An 18,007-nucleotide genomic window follows, 5' to 3' on the forward strand; every position below is an offset into this window, starting at 1 on the left:
TCCGCGCCAGCAGCAGCCGCGCCTTTTCCCCACCCGACAGGCTGCCGACCGGCGCGCGCGCCTGCGCATCGTCAAAAAGGAAATCCTTGAGATAGGCGACGACATGGCGTGGATTGCCGCGCACCATCACCTGATCCGACCGGCCCGAAACCCGCATTGACGGATCCCCCGCCAGCGCATCCCACAGCGTTACGCTGTCGTCGATGGCCGCGCGGGCCTGATCAAACACGGCGATTTCCAGATTGGTGCCGTGCCGGATTTCGCCGCTGTCGGTCGGAATTTCGCCGGTCAGCATCTTGATCAGCGTTGTCTTGCCCGCGCCATTCGGACCAACAAAAGCCACGCGGTCGCCACGCAACACCCGCAGGTCAAAGGGTTTGAGGATCACCCGCTCACCAAAGGCTTTCGAGATGCCCTTGGCGTCGATCACCCGTTTGCCCGATTGCTGGCCCGCGTCCAGCTCCATCGCCGCTGTGCCCTGCCGGCGGATCTGGCTGGCGCGTTCCTCGCGCAGCGCGGCAAGGGCGCGCAGCCGACCCTGGTTGCGCTTGCGCCGGGCGCTGATGCCCTCGACCGCCCAGCGGGCCTCGGCCCTGATCTTGCGGTCAAGTTTGTGACGGGCCTCATCTTCGGCGGTCCAGACAGTCTCGCGCCAATCCTCGAAATGCTCAAAACCCTTGTCCTGACGGCGTACCTCACCCCGGTCGATCCATAGCGTCGCGCGGGTCAGCGCCCTGAGAAAGGCGCGGTCGTGCGAGATCAGCACGAAAGCTGCCCTGGTCGTCGAAAGCTGCTCTTCCAGCCAGCCGATCGCCTCGATATCCAGATGGTTCGTCGGCTCATCCAGCAGCATCAGATCGGGCGCCTGCGCCAGCATCCTTGCCAGGGCCGCCCGCCGCCGTTCGCCACCCGACGCGGTCGCGACCGGGCGGTCAGGATCGAATTTCAACCCCTCGGCCGCCATTTCGACCCGGTAACCCTCACCCTCGTCCAGACCAGCGCGGGCAAAATCACCCAGCGTTGCAAAGCCCGAAAGGTCGGGGTCCTGCTCCATATAGCCGACCTGAGTGCCGGCGGGGGTGATGACCTCACCGCTGTCAGGCTCGACCAGCCCGGCCATGACTTTCATCAGCGTGGACTTGCCCGAGCCATTGCGCCCGACTAGCGCCAGCCGGTCGCCCTGCTGGACGGTCATGTTCAGCTCGCTGAACACGGGATTGCCCCCGAAGGTCAGCGAAATATCGGTGAGTTGTAAAAGAGGAGCGCGTGCCATGGCCCGCAGATAGGCCGCCCCCGCGCGGCGGTCAACGGGGCGCGTGGTGACCCAGCGTTCCTTGCCGATTTTCTGGCCGCGCTACTACAAAATATTGACAATCCAGACCGCCGGTGGACGCTGGATTCATTCTTAAGCTGAAAAATAGGTTTCAAATGCAGAAAAAACTTCTGGCCGAGGCTATCGGTACTTTCTGGCTTGTTTTCGGTGGTTGCGGCAGCGCGGTTCTTGCAGCGGCCTTCCCCGGGCTTGGTATCGGTTTTACTGGTGTTTCCCTGGCCTTTGGCCTTACCGTCCTGACCATGGCCTATGCCGTGGGCGGCATTTCGGGCGGTCACTTCAACCCGGCCGTTTCGGTCGGCCTGACGGTTGCCGGTCGCTTTCCGGCGGCCAGTCTGCTGCCCTATATCATCGCGCAGCTCGTTGGCGCGATCCTTGCGGCGGCTGTTCTTTACCTGATCGCCTCGGGTAAGGCGGACGTGGATCTGGGTGGTTTTGCTGCGAACGGTTACGGTGAGCACTCGCCGGGCGGTTATGGCACGCTTTCGGCCCTGCTGATCGAAATCGTGCTGACAGCGGGCTTCCTGATCGTGATCCTTGGCGCGACTCACGGCCGCGTTCCGGCAGGCTTTGCCCCGATCGCTATCGGTCTGGCGCTGACGCTGATCCACCTGATCTCGATCCCGGTGACCAATACTTCGGTAAACCCTGCACGCTCGACCAGCCAGGCGATCTTTGCCGGGGGTTGGGCGCTGCAACAGCTGTGGCTGTTCTGGGTCGCGCCGATCGTAGGGGCCGTGATCGGCGCCCTGCTGTGGAAAGGCGTGGGCGAACAGAACTGACGCCTCTGCCTGCGGGCATCGGCCTGCGCATGCCCCGAAACCGGGGCATGCTGCGGCGATTGGACATTGCGGCCTTGCACCCTTATTCATGGGATCAGGCCGATGCCCCGCATCATTCACACCGTCCTTTGCCAGCCATCGCCAGCCGGACCGATCACAAGACAGGAAAGCCCCATGTCCCAGCCGATCATCCAGTCCCGCTGCAGCGTTGCGACCACCAACGGCAGCCGCTATCTGCAACAGCTGTGCAAACACTGGGCACATAAGTTCGAGGTCGAGTTCGACGCCGAACGCGGCCGCATCGCCATGCCCGAAGATCGTGTCGTGATATTGACCGCCACGCCCCAGACGCTTGAGATCCGGCTGGACGCGCCCGGGGACACGACCGAACACATGCGGCATATCGTGGATAGTCACATTGCCCGCTTTGCCTTTCGTGAAGAGCTGAGCTTTGACTGGCAAACCGCGTAAGGGCGGTTGCCGCGCCCTGCCCGCACCGTTAATCTGCGGCGGTCAGAGAAGGCCGAGGCATGAGCGTAAGCGAACGGAATTATCAGGTACTGGCGCGGAAATACCGCCCCGAAACCTTCGCCGATCTGGTCGGCCAGGATGCGATGGTGCGGACGCTGAAGAACGCCTTTGCCGCCGATCGCATCGCGCAGGCCTTTATCATGACCGGCATCCGTGGCACCGGCAAAACGACCACCGCCCGCATCATTGCCAAGGGGCTGAACTGTATCGGCCCTGATGGTCAGGGCGGCCCGACGACCGAACCATGCGGCACCTGCGAACATTGCGTGGCGATCTCTGAGGGTCGCCATGTCGACGTGATGGAGATGGACGCCGCCTCGCGGACTGGCGTCAGCGACATCCGTGAAATCATCGAATCGGTGCACTATCGCGCGGCTTCGGCGCGCTACAAGATCTATATCATCGACGAAGTGCATATGCTCTCGACCAGCGCCTTCAACGCGCTGCTCAAAACGCTGGAAGAGCCGCCGCCGCATGTGAAATTCATCTTTGCCACGACAGAAATCCGCAAGGTTCCGGTGACGGTTCTGTCGCGCTGTCAGCGTTTTGACCTGCGCCGGATCGAGCCCGAGGTGATGATCGCGCTTTTGCGCAAGATCGCCGGGCGCGAGGGGGCAGAGATCACCGATGACGCGCTGGCGCTGATCACCCGCGCGGCCGAGGGTTCGGCCCGGGACGCGACCAGCCTGCTTGATCAGGCGATCAGCCATGGCGCCGGCGAAACCACCGCTGCGCAGGTTCGCGCCATGCTGGGGCTGGCCGACCGTGGGCGGGTACTTGACCTCTTTGACATGATCTTGCGCGGCGCTGCAGCCGAGGCTTTGGCCGAGTTGCAGGCCCAATACGCCGATGGCGCCGATCCGCTCGCCATCCTGCGCGATCTGGCCGAGATCACGCATTGGGTCTCGATCGTAAAAATCACCCCCGAGGCGCTTGAGGACCCGACCGTCGGCCCTGATGAACGCGCGCGGGGCCAGCAGATCGCTCAAAAAGTGCCGATGCGGGTGCTGACGCGACTGTGGCAGATGCTGCTGAAGGCGCTGGAAGAGGTCGGAAATGCGCCGAATGCGATGATGGCCGCTGAAATGGCGATCATCCGCCTGACCCATGTCGCCGACCTGCCCGACCCCGAGGCGCTGATCCGCAAGGTGCAGGCCAGTGCCGCTGCGGGCGAGTTCAACCGCAGCGCCCCCCCTTCCGCGCAGCGCAGCGAGGGTCCGCGGGCCGCCGCACCGCGAGCGCCGATTGCGGTGCAGCAAAACGGCAGCGCCACCGCGCTGGCAGTTTCGCCTGATGCGCTGGCGGGGTTCCCGGATTTTCAGTCTGTGGTCGAGCTGATCCGCCGTATGCGCGACATGAAGCTGCTTCTCGATGTCGAGGATCACCTCCGTCTCGTGCGCTATTCTCCGGGCCGGATCGAGTTTCAGCCGACCGATAACGCGCCGCGCGACTTTGCCCAGCGTCTGGCCGAACGACTGCGCGGCTGGACGGGCGGGCAACGCTGGGCGGTCATCGTGACCTCTGATCCCGGCCAGCCCACAATCAGCGAGGCGCGCGCCGCACGCGAGGCCGAGGCCCGCGCCCGCGCCATGGATAACCCGGTGGTGCAGGCTATCTTTGCGTCTTTTCCCAGCGCAAAGATCACCAATGTCCGACCCGCTCCGGCCCCCGAGACGGTTGAAATGACCGCGGGCGAGGATAGATCACCACATGAGCTGACCGAAGGCCCTGTGGCCGAGGTCGAGGAATGGGACCCCTTCGAGGACGAGGATTAAGCGATGTTCAAGGGCCTTGGCGGCATGGGCGATCTGTCGAAAATGATGGAAGCGGCCCAGCAAATGCAGACCAGAATGACCGAGATGCAAGAGGGGCTGAACCGCCTGACCGTTACCGGCGAGGCCGGGGCAGGTATGGTCAAGGCAACCGCCACCGCTAAGGGTGAACTGACGGGCCTCGATATCGACCCTTCCATCTTCAAGGCCGAGGACAAGGAAGTGGTTGAGGACCTGATCCTGGCGGCAATCAAGGACGCGCAGCGCCGCGCGCAGGACAAGGCGGCCGAAGAAATGGCGCGGCTGACCCGCGAACTCGGCTTGCCCGCCGACATGAAGATGCCGTTCTGACCCATGCCGCCCGCCTCCGGCGACGAGATCGAAACCCTGATCGCCACGATGGCGCGTCTGCCGGGACTTGGGCCGCGGTCCGCTCGGCGCATCGTGCTGCACCTGATCCGCCGCCGCGCGGGGCAAATGGTCCAGCTTGCCACGCTGATGGCCTCCGTGGCGGAAACTGCCCGTGAATGTCTTGTCTGCGGCAATGTCACGCAATCCGATATCTGCCCGATTTGCCAGGACCCGGCCCGTGCTACCGGCGAAATCTGCGTCGTGACCGAGGTCGCCGATCTTTGGGCGCTCGAACGTGGCCGGGCCTTCCACGGCCGCTATCATGTATTGGGAGGCAGCCTCTCAGCACTGGATGAAATCGGCCCCGAGGACCTGCGCATCCCCCGACTGATCCAGCGCATCACCGAGGAAAATATCACCGAGGTGATCCTCGCCCTCTCAGCCACGGTCGAGGGCCAGACCACGGCCCATTACATCGCCGAGGCGCTTGCTCCAACCGGTGTCGCGGTCACCGGACTTGCCCAAGGCGTGCCGATCGGCGGTGAGCTCGACTACCTCGACGACGGCACCATCACCGCTGCGTTACGCGCCCGCCGCAAGCTCTGAATCAGAAAGACGCAGCCACAGCCACGCCCATTCTCTTCGATCAGCTTCTTTCGTGCCGAAATATCCCGGGGGTGCGGGGGCAGAGCCCCCGCGCGGATCAACCAGGTGTCAGGCGTCCAGCTTTTCGATGCTGGTGCCTTGCTTGGCGATCTCAATGCGACGCGGTTTCAGCGCCTCGGGCACTTCGCGGACCAGATCAATGTTCAGCATACCGTCTGCGTGGCTGGCACCTTCGACGCGCACATGATCGGCCAGCGTAAAGCGGCGCTCAAAGGCCCGGGTGGCGATGCCGCGATGCAGGAAAGTGCGGTTTTCATCCTCGGCGGCCTTGCGGCCCGAGACGATGACGGCGCCGTCCCTGACCTCGACATTCAGGTCATCGGCGGAAAAACCGGCAACGGCCAGCGAAATGCAATAAGAGTTTTCGCCGGTCTTTTCGATATTATAGGGTGGGTAGCTGGCGATATCGGCCGACAGAGCCCGGTCCATTACATCAACCATACGATCGAAACCGACTGTGGCACGATAAAGCGGGGTCAGATCAAAATTGCGCATCTTTCGCATCCTTCTTCAAGCGATACAAAGCCTTGCCCCCCGAAGCCGGGCGGGCGGTACTGCCGGCGCCTTTGGGCCCTCCGACAGGAATTCAGATAGGAATGCGAATTTTGGGTTTCAAGCCCACCGGCAAAGCGGCACGGTCAAAGGAGGCAGCGCCACCCTGCCCGCCCCGAAATTCAAGGCCTTAGCCCCGCGCAGTGGCAAGCATGCGGGCGATCTCATCCTTCAGCGCGGTGCGCTTGCGGCGCAGCTCGGCTTCGGCCTCTTCAGACATCGGCGTCTGGCGGCTTTCAGCACCGGCGACCTCGTCATTAACGGCGTCATAATCTTCAAGCAGGCGGGCAAAGCGGCTGTCCGATACCTTCAGCCGGTGGATCAGCGTCCCGTCTTCGGGAAATTCCTCGTGGATGGCGTGAGGTGCTGCCATTTCGTTTACTCCCAAACAAGGATAACCAGATTCCCGATAGACGCCGAAGCGTCGGCAGGCAACATGAGATCCAAGAGGTAAAAGCGCGCCATGGACCCGGACACCACCTTGCTCGGCCCCCTGTCTCTGGCTGATCTCGCCGCCCTTGGCTGGCTGTTTCTGGCTTGGTTTTCCATAGGTTGGGCGACCGAGCACCCGCCAAGGGACCACCCTTCGGTCACCGTATTGATGAAAGCCCATCGCCGTGAATGGATGCGACAATTCATCACACGAAACCCACGCATCTTTGACAGCGCAATCCTGACCACGCTGCGCGAAGGCACGGCCTTCTTTGCCTCGGCCTGCCTTATCGCAATCGGTGGCGGTCTGGCACTGATCGGCAATACCGACCAACTGGCAGGCGTGGCCCGGCAGTTTGATCTGGGCCACATCCCGGCGCTGAAATGGGAAATCAAGATCGTCGTTGCGCTGTTCTTTGTCGCCAATGCACTGCTGCGCTTTATCTGGTCGCACCGGCTTTTCGGTTATTGTGCGATCATCATGGCCTCGGTCCCCAATGAGCCCGAGGACCCGCGCGCCCTTCCTTTGGCCATGCAGGCGGCCGATATCAATATCACCGCAGCGAAAAGCTTTAACTCGGGGCTGCGCTGCGTCTATTTCTCGCTTGCAGCACTTGGCTGGCTGGCCGGGCCCCTTGGGCTTTTCCTGTCCACGGTCTATGTGCTTTTCATCTCGTGGCGGCGCGAGTTCGCCTCACGTTCTCGCAGGGCGATCATGAAGCACGTCCCCGGAGAGACGCGCCTGCCGCCAGGCGAGCCAAAGCGCGAGGATACCGGCCCCTGACAGGCCAACCGCCACCAGCCCCGAAGACCGCCAGCCCCAGCCAGCCGCCAGTGCCAGACCGGCCAGCCATGGCCCCAGCGCGTTGGCAGCGTTGAAGGCGGCATGGTTCATGGCAGCCGCCATGCTTTGCGCTTCGCCCGCGACATCCATCAGCCGGGTTTGCAAGGGCACGACCATGCCCGAGCCAAGGCCAAGAACGAAAGAAGACAGCAGCATCAGCCGCCAGTCCCCGACTGCGAATGAGGCAAAGGCCTGCGTTATCGCCATGAACAGCATCAGGCGCAGCGCGGCACCCCAGGTGCCATAGCGCATCGTCAGCCGCGCGGCGCGGATACTGCCAAGCGTACCGCCGATGCCAAAGGCCGAAAGCGTTGCCGGCACCGCCCATCCCGGCGGCTGGGTCGTCGCAAGCATTGCTGCCGAAAGATAAGAATAGACCGCGAAAAGCCCGCCAAAGCCGATTGCGCCGACCAGCAGGATCAGCATGACCGCCGGATTTCGCAGCGCCTTAAGCTCTGCGAAAGGCTGCGCGTTCTTGGGCGCCCCGACCCGGGGGGCAAGACGCAGGATCAGCCAGCCAGCAAGCAGCGCCAGAACACCGGGCAGAGCAAAGCCCCAGCGCCAGCCCAGCCCCTGCCCCAGAATCCCGGCCAGCGGCACCCCGGCGATATTGGCGACCGTCAGGCCCAGTAGTACCTGCGTCACGCCTTTGGCCCGCTGTTCGCGCGGCAGAGCATCGGCGGCAAAAAGCATCGCCACGCCCAGAAAGCCACCATGTGGCAGACCGGCAAGGAAACGGGTGATGACCAGCGTGCCATAACCGGGCAGGATCGCCGCCAGCAGGTTCATCACCCCATAGATCGCGATCAGCGCCGCAAGATAGCGCCGTCGCGGCAGCCGCGCCCCAAGGATAGAGGTCACCGGTGCGCCAACGACCACCCCCAGAGCATAGGCCGAAACAACGTGACCCGCCTGCGGCTCAGAAATGGCAAGGTCGCTTGCATACCATGGCAACAGACCCATGGCGGCGAATTCCGAGGTGCCGATAGCAAATGCACCAAGGGCAAGAGAAAGAATCGCAAGTTTCAGGTTTGGCTGCGGCGGCATGACGGCATCTTCCGGGGCTGGCGGATATGGGGGGATATGTTGATAGCGATAACAGATGCGACCATATGCCGCCAAGCCGCCAGCCGGGAAGTCCTGACATGCAAAGCGCGCAAGGCTTACCCCTGCCTTTGCCGGATAGGGTGCTTTTGCCTCCTGCGGGGCCCGTCACGGACCGGCTACAAGGATGGGCCGGGACCTAGCCAACCTGCCAGCTTGGCTTGCGCTTTTCAAAAAAGGCGGCGATGCCTTCCGGTGCCTCGCTGCCCTCCCAGACCGCGACGAGGGCGTCGATGCTTGCCTCGATCTCGGCCTCGCCGATGGCGGGGCCAAGGCGGCGGGCCAGCTGCTTGGCCGCTGCGACCGCGCCGGGGGCGCAGGACAGATAGGGCGCGACCTCGGCCTCGATGGCAGCATCCAGCGTCGCGGCATCGGCAATATCCGCCAGCAGGTTCAGCCGCACCGCCTCATCAGCGCCAAATAGCCGCGCCGACATGAAAACCCGACGCGCCTTATCTTCGCCCATTCGTGCCAGAACATAGGGGCCGATGGTGGCGGGGATCAGGCCAAGCCGTGTTTCGGTCAGACCAAAGCGCGCCCCGGGTACGGCAATCGCTACATCGCAGACCGAAATCATGCCGACCCCGCCGCCAAAGGCATTGCCCTGCACCCGCCCGATCAAAGGCTTTGGCAGGCTGTTCAACGCATGTAGCATCATTGCGAGTTCGCGCGCCCCGGCGCGGCGGGTCTGCGCATCGGCCCGCATCTGGTCCTGCATCCAGCCCAGATCGCCACCAGCGCAGAAGCTGCGCCCCTCGGCCGCCAGCACTACGACACGCACAGCGGGATCAGCACCAAGGATGCGCGCAGCCTCGGTCAGTTCGCGAATCATCTGCGCCGACAGGGCGTTATGTTTGTCCGGCCGGGCAAGCCACAGGTGGGTGACGCCCCGCTCGTCGGTGTCGATGCGGATCGTTTCCATCATACCTGTCCTCTCATGCCGCGAGCCATGGTTGCGGCCTGTTCGATCACGGCCATGTCCAGCCCGGTTTCATGGCCCCGCGCGGTCAGATGGGCGGCAACCTTTTCCGTCGCGACATTTCCGGCAGCCCCCGGCGCGTAGGGACAGCCGCCAAGCCCGCCCACAGCGGCGTCAAAGACCCGCAACCCACGTGCAAGGCTTGCGTCGATATTGTCGAGCGCCCGCCCGGCGGTGTCGTGAAAATGACCTGCCAGTCTTTCGGGCGGCAATTCATTCAGGACCGCGCCCAGCATGGCATCAACGGTTTCGGGGCAGCCCTGTCCGATGGTATCGCCAAGGCTGATCTCATAACAGCCCAGATCGCGCAAAGCGGCGGCAACGCGGGCCACATTGGCAGGCGGCACCGGCCCGTCAAATGGACAATCCGTCACCACCGAGACATAGCCGCGCACCGGCACGCCATCTGCTTGCGCCGCCTCGGCCACGGCGGCGAACCGCTCAAGGCTTTCGTCGATGCTGGCGTTCAGATTGGCGCGGGAAAACCCTTCCGAGGCCGAGGCAAAGATTGCCACCTCATCCGCGCCTGCTGCACGCGCCGCCTCATAGCCACGCAGGTTCGGGGTCAGCACTGCGTAGCGGATGCCGGCGTGGCGGGTAATGCCTGTCATGACCTCGGCAGCATCGGCCATCTGCGGCACCCATTTCGGCGGCACAAAGCTTGTCACCTCGATGCGCCGGAAGCCCGCCCCTGACAGAAGATCGACCAGCGCAATCTTGTCCGCCGCCGGGATCAGACGCTTTTCGTTTTGCAGCCCGTCGCGGGGACCGACTTCGAAAATCTCAACCTGTGGCATCGGGCACCTCGTAAAAGTCATGCTCATAGATCGCATCACCCCCGGCGCGGGCAAGCGCGCGGCGATAGGCAGGCCGTGCCGTCATGCGGTCGCGATAGGCGGCAAGCGCGGGGTAATCCGCGGCCGGCAGAAAGCGGAACACCGCCTCGATGTTGAAACCCTGCATACAATCAGCAGCCGAGAACGCGGAAAGCAGCGTCTGGCGCCCTGTCAGATGCTTATCCAGCGCGCGGGCGGTGACCGCCAACCGTTTGGTATCAAGCCGCATCAGCGGGATCGACCGGGCGCTTTCGGGCCGCAAAAAGATATGATGGATGTTCAGCGCCTGCAGGATACAGGCCTGCGTTTCGGAAAAATGCATCCATTCAAGGAAATCCGCGCGTTCGGGGTCGCCCGGAGGCGGGGCAAGCCTGCCTTCCCGCTCGGTCAGGTATTGCAGGATCGCACCGGATTCAAAGATCGCGCGACCGTCTGTCTCCAGCGCCGGAATACGCCCCGCCGGTGAAAGCGCGCGAAACTCGGGGCTGCGCAGGCTTCCGTCGGTCAGGGACCACAGCCGCAGTTCGCAATCGAGCCCCAGTTCCTCGATCAGCCACAACACCCGCAGCGAACGCGAGCCGGGAACGTGGTGCAGGATCATGTCGGGACCTCTTCTTCAAGGCGGATCAGGGCGGCGCCTGCCTCGACCTGATCGCCAGCGCGGGCCAGCACCTCGGCCACCTTGCCGTCGCGGGCGGCGGTCAGCGTATGTTCCATCTTCATCGCCTCAAGGATTGCCAGCGGCGCGCCTGCCGCGACCTCTTGCCCTGCCTCGACGAAGATCGCCTTCACCAGCCCCGGCATCGGCGAAAGGGTCAGCCCGCCACCCGTCTCTTTGCCGCCACGTGCAAGCGGATCGAGCGGGACCAGCGTCAGCGAGCGCCCGCCAAAGACGCTGGTGCCTGCTCCATGGTTCACAATGCGGTAGCGGCGGGGGCGGTCATCGACCCACCAGCGCCCGCCCTGCCATGCGATCTGATGCGTATTCCCGTCAAGCGTCACACGGGCCGCGCCGGGGCCCGGCACCTCGATCACCGCCTCACCACCCTCCCAGGCGATGGTGCGGCGCAGCGGCTGCCACAGGGTGATGCCGCCCCGCCTTTGCGGATCGTCAAGCCCGGCCAGCCCCAGCACAGCCAGCGCCCGGGCAGCAGGATCAGGCTCGGCTGCCTCGATCAGCGATTGCAGATCGCGGGCGATCAGGCCGGTATCGACCTCACCCTGCGCAAAGCCCTGATGCCGGGTCAGAGCGATCAGAAAGTCCAGGTTCGTGACCGACCCCGCGACCTCGGTATCGGTCAGCGCCGATTCCAGCGCCCGCAGTGCAATCGCGCGGGTTGCGCCATGGGTCACGACCTTGGCGATCATCGGGTCATACCAGGGCGAGATCGTGTCGCCTGCGCGCACCCCGGTTTCGATCCGGGCGTGGTCGGGGAAACGCAGATGCGCAAGCGTGCCGGTGGCGGGCAGAAAGCCTGCCGGGACATCCTCGGCGTAAAGCCGCGCTTCGAAGGCATGGCCGGTAATGCGCAGATCCTCTTGCCGTGCGGGCAAAGGTTCGCCACTGGCAACGCGCAATTGCCATTCGACCAGATCGACGCCGGTAACCGCCTCGGTCACCGGATGTTCGACCTGCAGACGGGTGTTCATTTCCATGAACCAGAACCCGTCGGGGCGCAGACCGTTGCTGGCATCGACGATGAATTCGACCGTCCCCGCGCCAGCATAGCCGATTGCCTCGGCGGCCCGGACGGCGGCGGCGCCCATGGCCGCCCGCATCTCGGCGGTCATGCCGGGGGCCGGGGCCTCTTCGATCACCTTTTGATGACGACGCTGAAGAGAGCAGTCGCGTTCAAAAAGATGCACTGCCTGCTGACCGTCGCCAAAGACCTGCACCTCGATGTGACGAGGGCGCGAGATATATTTCTCGATCAGCACGGCGGGGTTGCCAAAGGCTGTGGCGGCCTCGCCCTGCGCCGATTGCAGGGCTGCGGGAAAGTCGCCGGCCCGCTCGACCAGCCGCATACCTTTGCCTCCACCACCCGCCACCGCCTTGATCAGTACCGGATAGCCGATGCGGTCCGCCTCGGCTGCAAGATGGGCGGGGTCCTGATTTTCGCCGTGATAGCCGGGGACGACGGGCACGCCTGCCTCGGCCATCAGCGCCTTGGCCGCGTCCTTAAGCCCCATCTTGCGGATCGCCTCGGCCGAGGGGCCGATAAAGACCAGCCCCGCCGCCGTCACTGCATCGACGAAATCGGGGTTTTCGCTGAGAAATCCATAGCCTGGATGGATCGCCTCGGCCCCGGTTTCAAGCGCGGCGCGAATGATCGCATCGCCGCGCAGATAGCTGTCTCGGGGCGCAGGACCACCGATATGGACGGCCTCGTCAGCCATGGCGACATGGCGCGCCTCGCGGTCGGCATCAGACCAGACCGCAACCGTGCGCACCCCCAGGCTGCGTGCGGTGTCGATGACCCGGCAGGCGATCTCGCCCCGGTTGGCAATCAGGATCTTGTGGAACATCCGGCACCTCCTCTTGCGGGCTGAGCTTTGCGCGCCCGGCACCCGGCGCATGGGCAAGACCGGGATTTCATCGACGGGCCTCATCCAAGGCCCGTTGCAGCGTCTCATGAGAGGCAGCGTCAAAACCGATCAGCGTCACTTGCAGATCGTCGCCATATTCAAGGATGGTTTCCACGGCGATACGCGCGGCGCGTTCGGCGGGAAAGCCATAGACCCCGGTCGAGATTGCCGGAAAGGCGATGCTGACAACACCATGTTGATGCGCAAGGGCAAGGCTGTTGCGATAGGCACTGGCAAGCAGCACGTCTTCGCCTGCCCCGCCGCCCTGCCAGACCGGACCGACAGCGTGGATCACATATCTTGCGGGCAGGTCATAGCCTTGGGTAATGCGTGCCTCGCCCGTCGGGCAACCACCAAGGCTGCGGCATTCCTCAAGCAATCGCGGGCCGGCTGCGCGGTGGATCGCCCCGTCCACACCTCCGCCGCCCAGCAGCGAGCTGTTGGCAGCGTTGACGATCGCATCAACGGCGAGCCGGGTGATATCGCCTTGCAGGGTCGAAATCGGCATGACCCTACATCCTGAAGATGCCGAAACGGGTCGGCTCGACCGGCGCGTTAAGGCTGGCCCGCAGACTGAGCGCCAGCACCTCGCGTGTCTTGCGCGGGTCGATGATACCATCGTCCCAAAGCCGCGCCGAGGCGTATAGCGGATGGGACTGGCGTTCGAACATCTCGATGGTGGGACGTTTGAACTCGGCCTCTTCCCCGGCGCTCCATGTACCGCCCTCACGCTCGATCCCCTCGCGGCGGACGGTGGCAAGGACGCCTGCCGCCTGTTCGCCGCCCATGACGGATATGCGCGAATTAGGCCAGGTCCACAGAAAGCGCGGGCTGTAGGCGCGTCCTGACATGCCGTAATTGCCTGCGCCGAAACTACCGCCGACCAGCATGGTGATCTTGGGCACGCTGGTCGTCGCCACCGCCGTCACCATCTTGGCACCGTGCCGGGCGATGCCCTCATTTTCATATTTGCGGCCGACCATGAAGCCGGTGACGTTTTGCAAAAAGACCAGCGGAATGCCCCGCATCGAACACAGTTCGATGAAATGTGCCCCCTTTTGCGCAGCCTCGGAAAAGATCACCCCGTTATTGGCGATGATACCGACCGGGCAGCCCTCAACATGGGCAAAGCCCGTCACCAGCGTCTCGCCAAAGCGGGCCTTGAATTCATCAAAGCGTGAGCCGTCGGCCACGCGCGCGATTACCTCGCGAATGTCATAGGGGATCTTCAGATCGGCGGGGACAATGCCAAGAATCTCATCAGGGTCATAAGCTGGCGGCTCGGACGATTGCCATTGCACCGAGACAGGCTGGGTGCGGTTCAGGTTTGCGATGCTGCGCCGGGCAATGGCCAGCGCATGGGCGTCGTCCTCGGCCAGATAATCGGCGACGCCAGACAGGCGCGTGTGCACGTCGCCCCCGCCCAGATCCTCGGCCGAGACCACCTCTCCGGTCGCGGCTTTCACCAGCGGCGGGCCGGCCAGAAAGATCGTACCCTGATTGCGCACGATGATGGTCACATCCGACATGGCCGGTACATAGGCTCCACCCGCCGTGCATGAGCCCATGACAACGGCGATCTGGGCAATACCCTTGGCCGACATCCGCGCCTGATTGTAAAAAATGCGCCCGAAATGGTCGCGGTCGGGAAAGACCTCATCCTGATTGGGCAGGTTGGCGCCGCCTGAATCGACCAGATAGACGCAGGGCAGATGGCATTCCTCGGCGATCTCCTGCGCGCGCAGGTGTTTTTTCACCGTCATCGGGTAATAGGTCCCGCCTTTGACGGTTGCGTCATTGGCAACGACCATCACCTCTTGCCCGTGTACCCGGCCGATCCCCGCGATCACCCCGGCACAAGGCGCGGCCCCGTCATACATGCCGTGGGCCGCCGTCGCGCCGATCTCAAGAAACGGAGAGCCGGGGTCAAGCAGGTTCGCCACACGCTCGCGCGGGGGCATCTTCCCGCGGGAGGTGTGACGCTCCATCGCCTTTGGGCCGCCCCCCGCTGCGGCAGCCAGCGCTGCCTCGCGTACGGTTTCCAGCATGGCAAGATGCGCCTCGCGATTGGCCCGGAAATTGTCTGATGATGGCAGGACCGACGTGCCAAGCTTCATCGCATCATCCTTTTGCTGTGGGGGTAGGGGCGCGCCAGTTTGTCGCAGCCCGTCCGCAAACGGGGGAATGTTGATCCAGATCAACGTCGCAGTCCCCGCCCAGGCGCCATGAGCTGGGACGCGACAAGAAAAGAGGATCGTCATGAGAAACAAGCTTGCCATCGCTGCGGCACTTGCTGCGCTTGCTTCGCCCGCGCTTGCTCAATCGCAGGGGGAATGGACGCTTGGCTTTGGGATTGCCAACGTAAACCCCAAGTCGAACAACGGGACGCTGGCGGGGGGCACGGTGCCGACCAGCATCGACGACAATATCCGGCCCACGATCACCTTCGAATATTTCATCCGCGACAATATCGGCATCGAGGTGCTGGGCGCCCTGCCCTTCAAGCATTCGATCAAGTCGAACGGGACCGAGATCGGCACCGTCAAGCACCTGCCGCCGGTCGTCTCGCTGCAATATCACTTTGACGCCAGCCCGCAGTTCAAGCCCTTTGTCGGCGTCGGTGTGAACTTTACCGGCTTCTGGGACGGTGAGGCCAAGGGGCCGCTTGCCGGTTCCAAGCTGCGCGTCAAGAACAGCTGGGGGCTGGCAGCCCATGTCGGCGCCGACTACTGGATCAGCGACAAATCCGCGATCCGTGCCGATTTCCGCTGGATCGATATCAACGCCGATGTCGAACTGAACGGCGCCAATATCGGCGAGGTCGAGGTCGATCCGGTCGTTGCCGGCATCAGCTATGTGATGAAATTCTAAGCCGGGCCACAGATCGTTCCGGCAAGCGCACGGGGGCCGCATCATTCTTGCGGCCCCAATTCCATAAGCAACGCTGCCTGCCGTGCGGTTTCATTACGCAGGCAACGGGCATGGGCCAGATCGCCACCCTCTTTGCCCACACCTGCTGACGCGCAAAGCGCCTTGCGAAAGGCGATCCAGCTGCGCTCCATCTCACGCAGCCCTTCGGGGGTGCCGCCTGCAGCCAGCGCAGCCTCATAGAGCGTGGTCAGCTGGGCCTCCCACGCCTGATGAGAGGCATCAAGGCAGTTCGCCATCGGGAAATCCGGATCGTCGCCCGTGTATTTCCCACGCGTGTAGGTCAGGCAGGCCTCCATTCCCGCATCGGCGCAATCGGCCCGCGCACCTTGCGTCACGGCCCCCTCAAGGCATTGATCAATGGCAGCCGGATCAAAACCCGAGGCATCGCCCGCATGAACAGGAATGGCCAGCAGCGCGACCAGACCGGCTGCAGCCAGAGGCTTCATTCCTGCTCCTCCATCCCTTCGGTCAGCCTGCCCAGCCGCAGCGCCTGATCAGCGGTCAGTTCAAGCATGCAACTTTGTGCAGCCGGACCGCCAGCGGTCCCGCCCTGAAAGCGCAGGACCTCATACCGGCAGGTGGAATCGCGAAAGGCGATCCAGTTGCGCTGAGCCTTGCGCAACTCCGGTGCTGCCGGAGAGGCGGCAGAGCCAAGCTCGGCCAGTTCCTTGTCCGCTGCCTCTGCCACCTTCAGCGCGCGGGCGTAGTTGATGTTAAGCAGCTTGTCCCAGTCCCTGGTTTCAGACTCGAGACATTGCGACATGCCGACGGTCGTGTCCCCGCCCGGCGTTGCCATACATTGCGTCGAGGCCACGCCGATGCAGTTATTCAGCGCCGCGTCGATATCGGTACCGGCCTTGGCATCGGCGATGCAGCGGGCAAAGCCCCCGGCATCATAGCGGGGACCGTCCTCGGCCATCGCCGGGGCGGCGAAGGCGATCAGGGCAGCCACCAGAGGGGGGACAAGCTTGCACATCAGGCGATCTCCATGAGTTGACGCCCGATCAACATCCGACGGATCTCGGACGTTCCCGCGCCGATCTCCATAAGCTTGGCGTCGCGGAACAGACGGCTGACGGTCGAGTCGCTCAGGAAGCCCGCGCCCCCCAATGCCTGCACGGCCTGATGAGCCTGCACCATCGCCTGTTCGCTGGCGTAAAGCACCGCGCCCGCCGCATCCTGTCGCGTGACCTTGCCCGAGTCGCAGGCCCGCGCCACCTCATAGACATAGGCCCGCGCCGTGTTCAGAGCGACATACATATCGGCAATCTTGCCCTGCATCAGCTGAAAGGAACCGATGGGCTGGCCGAACTGTTTGCGCTCTTTGACATAGGGCATGACCTCGTCAAGGCAGGCGGCCATGATGCCGGTGCCGATGCCCGACAGCACCAGACGTTCGTAATCAAGGCCCGACATCAGCACCCGGACGCCCTTACCCTCGGCCCCAAGCACATTCTCGAAGGGGACTTCGCAATCCTCGAAAATCAGCTCACCCGTGTTTGATCCCCGCATCCCCAGCTTGTCAAAATGCGGGCTGGTCGAGAAACCCTTCATCCCGCGTTCGACGATAAAGGCGGTGATCCCTTTGCTGCCCGCCTCGGGGTCGGTCTTGGCATAGACGACCAGAGTATGGGCGTCTGGCGCATTGGTGATCCAGTATTTGTTGCCATTGAGCACATAGCGGTCATTGCGCTTTTCGGCGCGCAGCTTCATGCTGACCACGTCGCTGCCAGCGCCCTCTTCGGACATGGCAAGCGCGCCCACATGCTCGCCCGAACACAGTTTCGGCAGGTATTTCTGCCTTTGTTCATCAGTGCCGTTCAGCCGGATCTGGTTCACACAGAGGTTCGAATGCGCACCATAGGACAGGCTGACCGAGGCCGAGGCGCGCGCAATCTCTTCCACCGCGATGACATGGGCCAGATATCCCATGCCGGTGCCGCCGAACTCCTCGGGCACTGTGATGCCAAGCAGGCCCAGATCGCCCATCTCGCGCCACAGCTCATTGGGGAATTCGTTCCTGCGGTCCACGTCGGCCGCCATTGGCTTCAGCCGCTCTTGCGACCAGCGATGGACGGTCTCGCGCAGCGCGTTCACATCCTCGCCCAGGTCGAACTGCATCCCCGAGGTGAACATCCTCCGTCTCCTCCATTATTGAACAGTTGTTCATTTAACTGATTTATGCCGCCACAGCGGGGCATGCGTCAAGTCTGTTCTGATGTCCTGGGAAACGATCCTGCGCGGCTCCGGGGTTCGTTGACAAGCCCGCGCCTGCACGGCATCCCTGCCGTCAATCTGCAAGGAAGGG

20 protein-coding genes are annotated in these 18,007 nt (G+C 63.6%); 7 read left to right on the plus strand and 13 right to left on the minus strand.

The window, feature by feature from the left end:
- A partial coding sequence (locus PARACOCCUSGL_RS0110725) for an ABC-F family ATP-binding cassette domain-containing protein (protein ID WP_010396239.1) occupies positions 1-1,273 on the minus strand: 1,273 nt, incomplete at its 3' end.
- Positions 1,274-1,428: 155 nt separating this feature from the next.
- On the opposite strand from PARACOCCUSGL_RS0110725, the gene aqpZ reads away from it, so the two are divergent.
- From aqpZ to recR, 5 genes are all read left to right on the plus strand, one after another.
- Entirely contained in the window at positions 1,429-2,115 is a 687-nt protein-coding gene (gene aqpZ, locus PARACOCCUSGL_RS0110730; RefSeq protein ID WP_010396240.1) for an aquaporin Z, read from the plus strand.
- Between the two features lie 174 nt (positions 2,116-2,289).
- Positions 2,290-2,586: a DUF2218 domain-containing protein gene (locus PARACOCCUSGL_RS0110735; RefSeq protein ID WP_010396242.1), complete on the plus strand. Its 297-nt coding sequence runs from the start codon at positions 2,290-2,292 to the stop codon at positions 2,584-2,586.
- Positions 2,587-2,645: 59 nt separating this feature from the next.
- On the plus strand, positions 2,646-4,421 hold the full coding sequence (locus tag PARACOCCUSGL_RS0110740; protein WP_010396247.1) for a DNA polymerase III subunit gamma/tau: 1,776 nt from the start codon (positions 2,646-2,648) through the stop codon (positions 4,419-4,421).
- Positions 4,422-4,424: 3 nt separating this feature from the next.
- Positions 4,425-4,769 carry a YbaB/EbfC family nucleoid-associated protein gene (locus PARACOCCUSGL_RS0110745; protein WP_010396248.1) on the plus strand — a complete coding sequence of 115 codons (345 nt, stop codon included), beginning with the start codon at positions 4,425-4,427 and terminating at the stop codon, positions 4,767-4,769.
- Between the two features lie 3 nt (positions 4,770-4,772).
- Entirely contained in the window at positions 4,773-5,375 is a 603-nt protein-coding gene (gene recR, locus PARACOCCUSGL_RS0110750) for a recombination mediator RecR (protein WP_010396250.1), read from the plus strand.
- 108 nt (positions 5,376-5,483) lie between these two features.
- Here recR and PARACOCCUSGL_RS0110755 read toward each other — a convergent pair whose 3' ends face one another.
- Both PARACOCCUSGL_RS0110755 and PARACOCCUSGL_RS0110760 read right to left on the minus strand, forming a co-directional pair.
- On the minus strand, positions 5,484-5,930 hold the full coding sequence (locus PARACOCCUSGL_RS0110755) for an Hsp20 family protein (protein ID WP_010396253.1): 447 nt from the start codon (positions 5,928-5,930) through the stop codon (positions 5,484-5,486).
- Between the two features lie 187 nt (positions 5,931-6,117).
- Complete coding sequence (locus tag PARACOCCUSGL_RS0110760; protein ID WP_010396255.1) at positions 6,118-6,360, minus strand: YdcH family protein; 243 nt, start codon at positions 6,358-6,360, stop codon at positions 6,118-6,120.
- A gap of 90 nt (positions 6,361-6,450) precedes the next feature.
- Between PARACOCCUSGL_RS0110760 and PARACOCCUSGL_RS0110770 the strand changes: the two genes are divergently transcribed.
- Entirely contained in the window at positions 6,451-7,203 is a 753-nt protein-coding gene (locus PARACOCCUSGL_RS0110770) for a DUF599 domain-containing protein (protein ID WP_010396257.1), read from the plus strand.
- On the opposite strand, the gene PARACOCCUSGL_RS0110775 is transcribed toward PARACOCCUSGL_RS0110770, so the two are convergent.
- The 7 genes from PARACOCCUSGL_RS0110775 to PARACOCCUSGL_RS0110805 all read right to left on the minus strand — a co-directional run bounded on the left by PARACOCCUSGL_RS0110775 (position 7,114) and on the right by PARACOCCUSGL_RS0110805 (position 14,885).
- A complete protein-coding gene (locus tag PARACOCCUSGL_RS0110775) occupies positions 7,114-8,310 on the minus strand; it encodes an MFS transporter (RefSeq protein ID WP_010396260.1) in 1,197 nt (398 codons plus the stop codon). The two genes, PARACOCCUSGL_RS0110770 and PARACOCCUSGL_RS0110775, sit on opposite strands and share 90 nt — an antisense overlap.
- Positions 8,311-8,506: 196 nt before the next feature.
- Positions 8,507-9,292, minus strand: a complete 786-nt coding sequence (locus tag PARACOCCUSGL_RS0110780; protein WP_010396262.1) for a crotonase/enoyl-CoA hydratase family protein — start codon at positions 9,290-9,292, stop codon at positions 8,507-8,509.
- Positions 9,289-10,143 carry a hydroxymethylglutaryl-CoA lyase gene (locus PARACOCCUSGL_RS0110785; protein WP_010396264.1) on the minus strand — a complete coding sequence of 285 codons (855 nt, stop codon included), beginning with the start codon at positions 10,141-10,143 and terminating at the stop codon, positions 9,289-9,291. Before PARACOCCUSGL_RS0110785 ends, PARACOCCUSGL_RS0110780 begins: the two co-directional genes overlap by 4 nt.
- Positions 10,130-10,783 (minus strand): glutathione S-transferase family protein, encoded by a 654-nt coding sequence (locus tag PARACOCCUSGL_RS0110790; protein WP_010396266.1) that lies wholly within the window; start codon positions 10,781-10,783, stop codon positions 10,130-10,132. The genes PARACOCCUSGL_RS0110785 and PARACOCCUSGL_RS0110790 overlap by 14 nt, the downstream gene beginning before the upstream one ends.
- Positions 10,780-12,708, minus strand: a complete 1,929-nt coding sequence (locus PARACOCCUSGL_RS0110795; protein ID WP_010396267.1) for an acetyl/propionyl/methylcrotonyl-CoA carboxylase subunit alpha — start codon at positions 12,706-12,708, stop codon at positions 10,780-10,782. Before PARACOCCUSGL_RS0110795 ends, PARACOCCUSGL_RS0110790 begins: the two co-directional genes overlap by 4 nt.
- Before the next feature lie 67 nt (positions 12,709-12,775).
- A complete protein-coding gene (locus PARACOCCUSGL_RS0110800) occupies positions 12,776-13,276 on the minus strand; it encodes an O-acetyl-ADP-ribose deacetylase (RefSeq protein WP_010396268.1) in 501 nt (166 codons plus the stop codon).
- A 4-nt stretch (positions 13,277-13,280) separates the two neighbouring features.
- Entirely contained in the window at positions 13,281-14,885 is a 1,605-nt protein-coding gene (locus tag PARACOCCUSGL_RS0110805) for a carboxyl transferase domain-containing protein (RefSeq protein WP_010396269.1), read from the minus strand.
- 142 nt (positions 14,886-15,027) lie between these two features.
- Here PARACOCCUSGL_RS0110805 and PARACOCCUSGL_RS0110810 point away from each other — a divergent pair, with 142 nt between their 5' ends.
- Positions 15,028-15,639: an OmpW family protein gene (locus PARACOCCUSGL_RS0110810; protein ID WP_010396271.1), complete on the plus strand. Its 612-nt coding sequence runs from the start codon at positions 15,028-15,030 to the stop codon at positions 15,637-15,639.
- Positions 15,640-15,680: 41 nt separating this feature from the next.
- Here PARACOCCUSGL_RS0110810 and PARACOCCUSGL_RS0110815 read toward each other — a convergent pair whose 3' ends face one another.
- The 3 genes from PARACOCCUSGL_RS0110815 to PARACOCCUSGL_RS0110825 are packed head-to-tail and all read right to left on the minus strand — an operon-like array spanning position 15,681 to position 17,835.
- On the minus strand, positions 15,681-16,145 hold the full coding sequence (locus tag PARACOCCUSGL_RS0110815; RefSeq protein WP_010396273.1) for a lysozyme inhibitor LprI family protein: 465 nt from the start codon (positions 16,143-16,145) through the stop codon (positions 15,681-15,683).
- On the minus strand, positions 16,142-16,675 hold the full coding sequence (locus tag PARACOCCUSGL_RS0110820) for a lysozyme inhibitor LprI family protein (RefSeq protein WP_010396276.1): 534 nt from the start codon (positions 16,673-16,675) through the stop codon (positions 16,142-16,144). Before PARACOCCUSGL_RS0110820 ends, PARACOCCUSGL_RS0110815 begins: the two co-directional genes overlap by 4 nt.
- Positions 16,675-17,835, minus strand: a complete 1,161-nt coding sequence (locus tag PARACOCCUSGL_RS0110825) for an isovaleryl-CoA dehydrogenase (protein ID WP_010396278.1) — start codon at positions 17,833-17,835, stop codon at positions 16,675-16,677. The genes PARACOCCUSGL_RS0110820 and PARACOCCUSGL_RS0110825 overlap by 1 nt, the downstream gene beginning before the upstream one ends.
- Positions 17,836-18,007 lie beyond the last annotated feature (172 nt).

Origin of the sequence: Paracoccus sp. TRP (assembly GCF_000185925.1) — a bacterium.
Lineage (GTDB): Bacteria > Pseudomonadota > Alphaproteobacteria > Rhodobacterales > Rhodobacteraceae > Paracoccus > Paracoccus kondratievae.

Coding starts and splice junctions, on each gene's coding strand:
- PARACOCCUSGL_RS0110795 (WP_010396267.1), bottom strand. CDS start 12,708: ATGTTCCACAAGATCCTGATTGCCAACCGGGGCGAGATCGCCTGCCGG.
- PARACOCCUSGL_RS0110820 (WP_010396276.1), bottom strand. CDS start 16,675: ATGTGCAAGCTTGTCCCCCCTCTGGTGGCTGCCCTGATCGCCTTCGCC.
- aqpZ (WP_010396240.1), top strand. CDS start 1,429: ATGCAGAAAAAACTTCTGGCCGAGGCTATCGGTACTTTCTGGCTTGTT.
- recR (WP_010396250.1), top strand. CDS start 4,773: ATGCCGCCCGCCTCCGGCGACGAGATCGAAACCCTGATCGCCACGATG.
- PARACOCCUSGL_RS0110800 (WP_010396268.1), bottom strand. CDS start 13,276: ATGCCGATTTCGACCCTGCAAGGCGATATCACCCGGCTCGCCGTTGAT.
- PARACOCCUSGL_RS0110805 (WP_010396269.1), bottom strand. CDS start 14,885: ATGAAGCTTGGCACGTCGGTCCTGCCATCATCAGACAATTTCCGGGCC.
- PARACOCCUSGL_RS0110825 (WP_010396278.1), bottom strand. CDS start 17,835: ATGTTCACCTCGGGGATGCAGTTCGACCTGGGCGAGGATGTGAACGCG.
- PARACOCCUSGL_RS0110785 (WP_010396264.1), bottom strand. CDS start 10,143: ATGCCACAGGTTGAGATTTTCGAAGTCGGTCCCCGCGACGGGCTGCAA.
- PARACOCCUSGL_RS0110810 (WP_010396271.1), top strand. CDS start 15,028: ATGAGAAACAAGCTTGCCATCGCTGCGGCACTTGCTGCGCTTGCTTCG.
- PARACOCCUSGL_RS0110770 (WP_010396257.1), top strand. CDS start 6,451: ATGGACCCGGACACCACCTTGCTCGGCCCCCTGTCTCTGGCTGATCTC.
- PARACOCCUSGL_RS0110815 (WP_010396273.1), bottom strand. CDS start 16,145: ATGAAGCCTCTGGCTGCAGCCGGTCTGGTCGCGCTGCTGGCCATTCCT.
- PARACOCCUSGL_RS0110745 (WP_010396248.1), top strand. CDS start 4,425: ATGTTCAAGGGCCTTGGCGGCATGGGCGATCTGTCGAAAATGATGGAA.
- PARACOCCUSGL_RS0110775 (WP_010396260.1), bottom strand. CDS start 8,310: ATGCCGCCGCAGCCAAACCTGAAACTTGCGATTCTTTCTCTTGCCCTT.
- PARACOCCUSGL_RS0110780 (WP_010396262.1), bottom strand. CDS start 9,292: ATGATGGAAACGATCCGCATCGACACCGACGAGCGGGGCGTCACCCAC.
- PARACOCCUSGL_RS0110790 (WP_010396266.1), bottom strand. CDS start 10,783: ATGATCCTGCACCACGTTCCCGGCTCGCGTTCGCTGCGGGTGTTGTGG.
- PARACOCCUSGL_RS0110740 (WP_010396247.1), top strand. CDS start 2,646: ATGAGCGTAAGCGAACGGAATTATCAGGTACTGGCGCGGAAATACCGC.
- PARACOCCUSGL_RS0110735 (WP_010396242.1), top strand. CDS start 2,290: ATGTCCCAGCCGATCATCCAGTCCCGCTGCAGCGTTGCGACCACCAAC.
- PARACOCCUSGL_RS0110760 (WP_010396255.1), bottom strand. CDS start 6,360: ATGGCAGCACCTCACGCCATCCACGAGGAATTTCCCGAAGACGGGACG.
- PARACOCCUSGL_RS0110755 (WP_010396253.1), bottom strand. CDS start 5,930: ATGCGCAATTTTGATCTGACCCCGCTTTATCGTGCCACAGTCGGTTTC.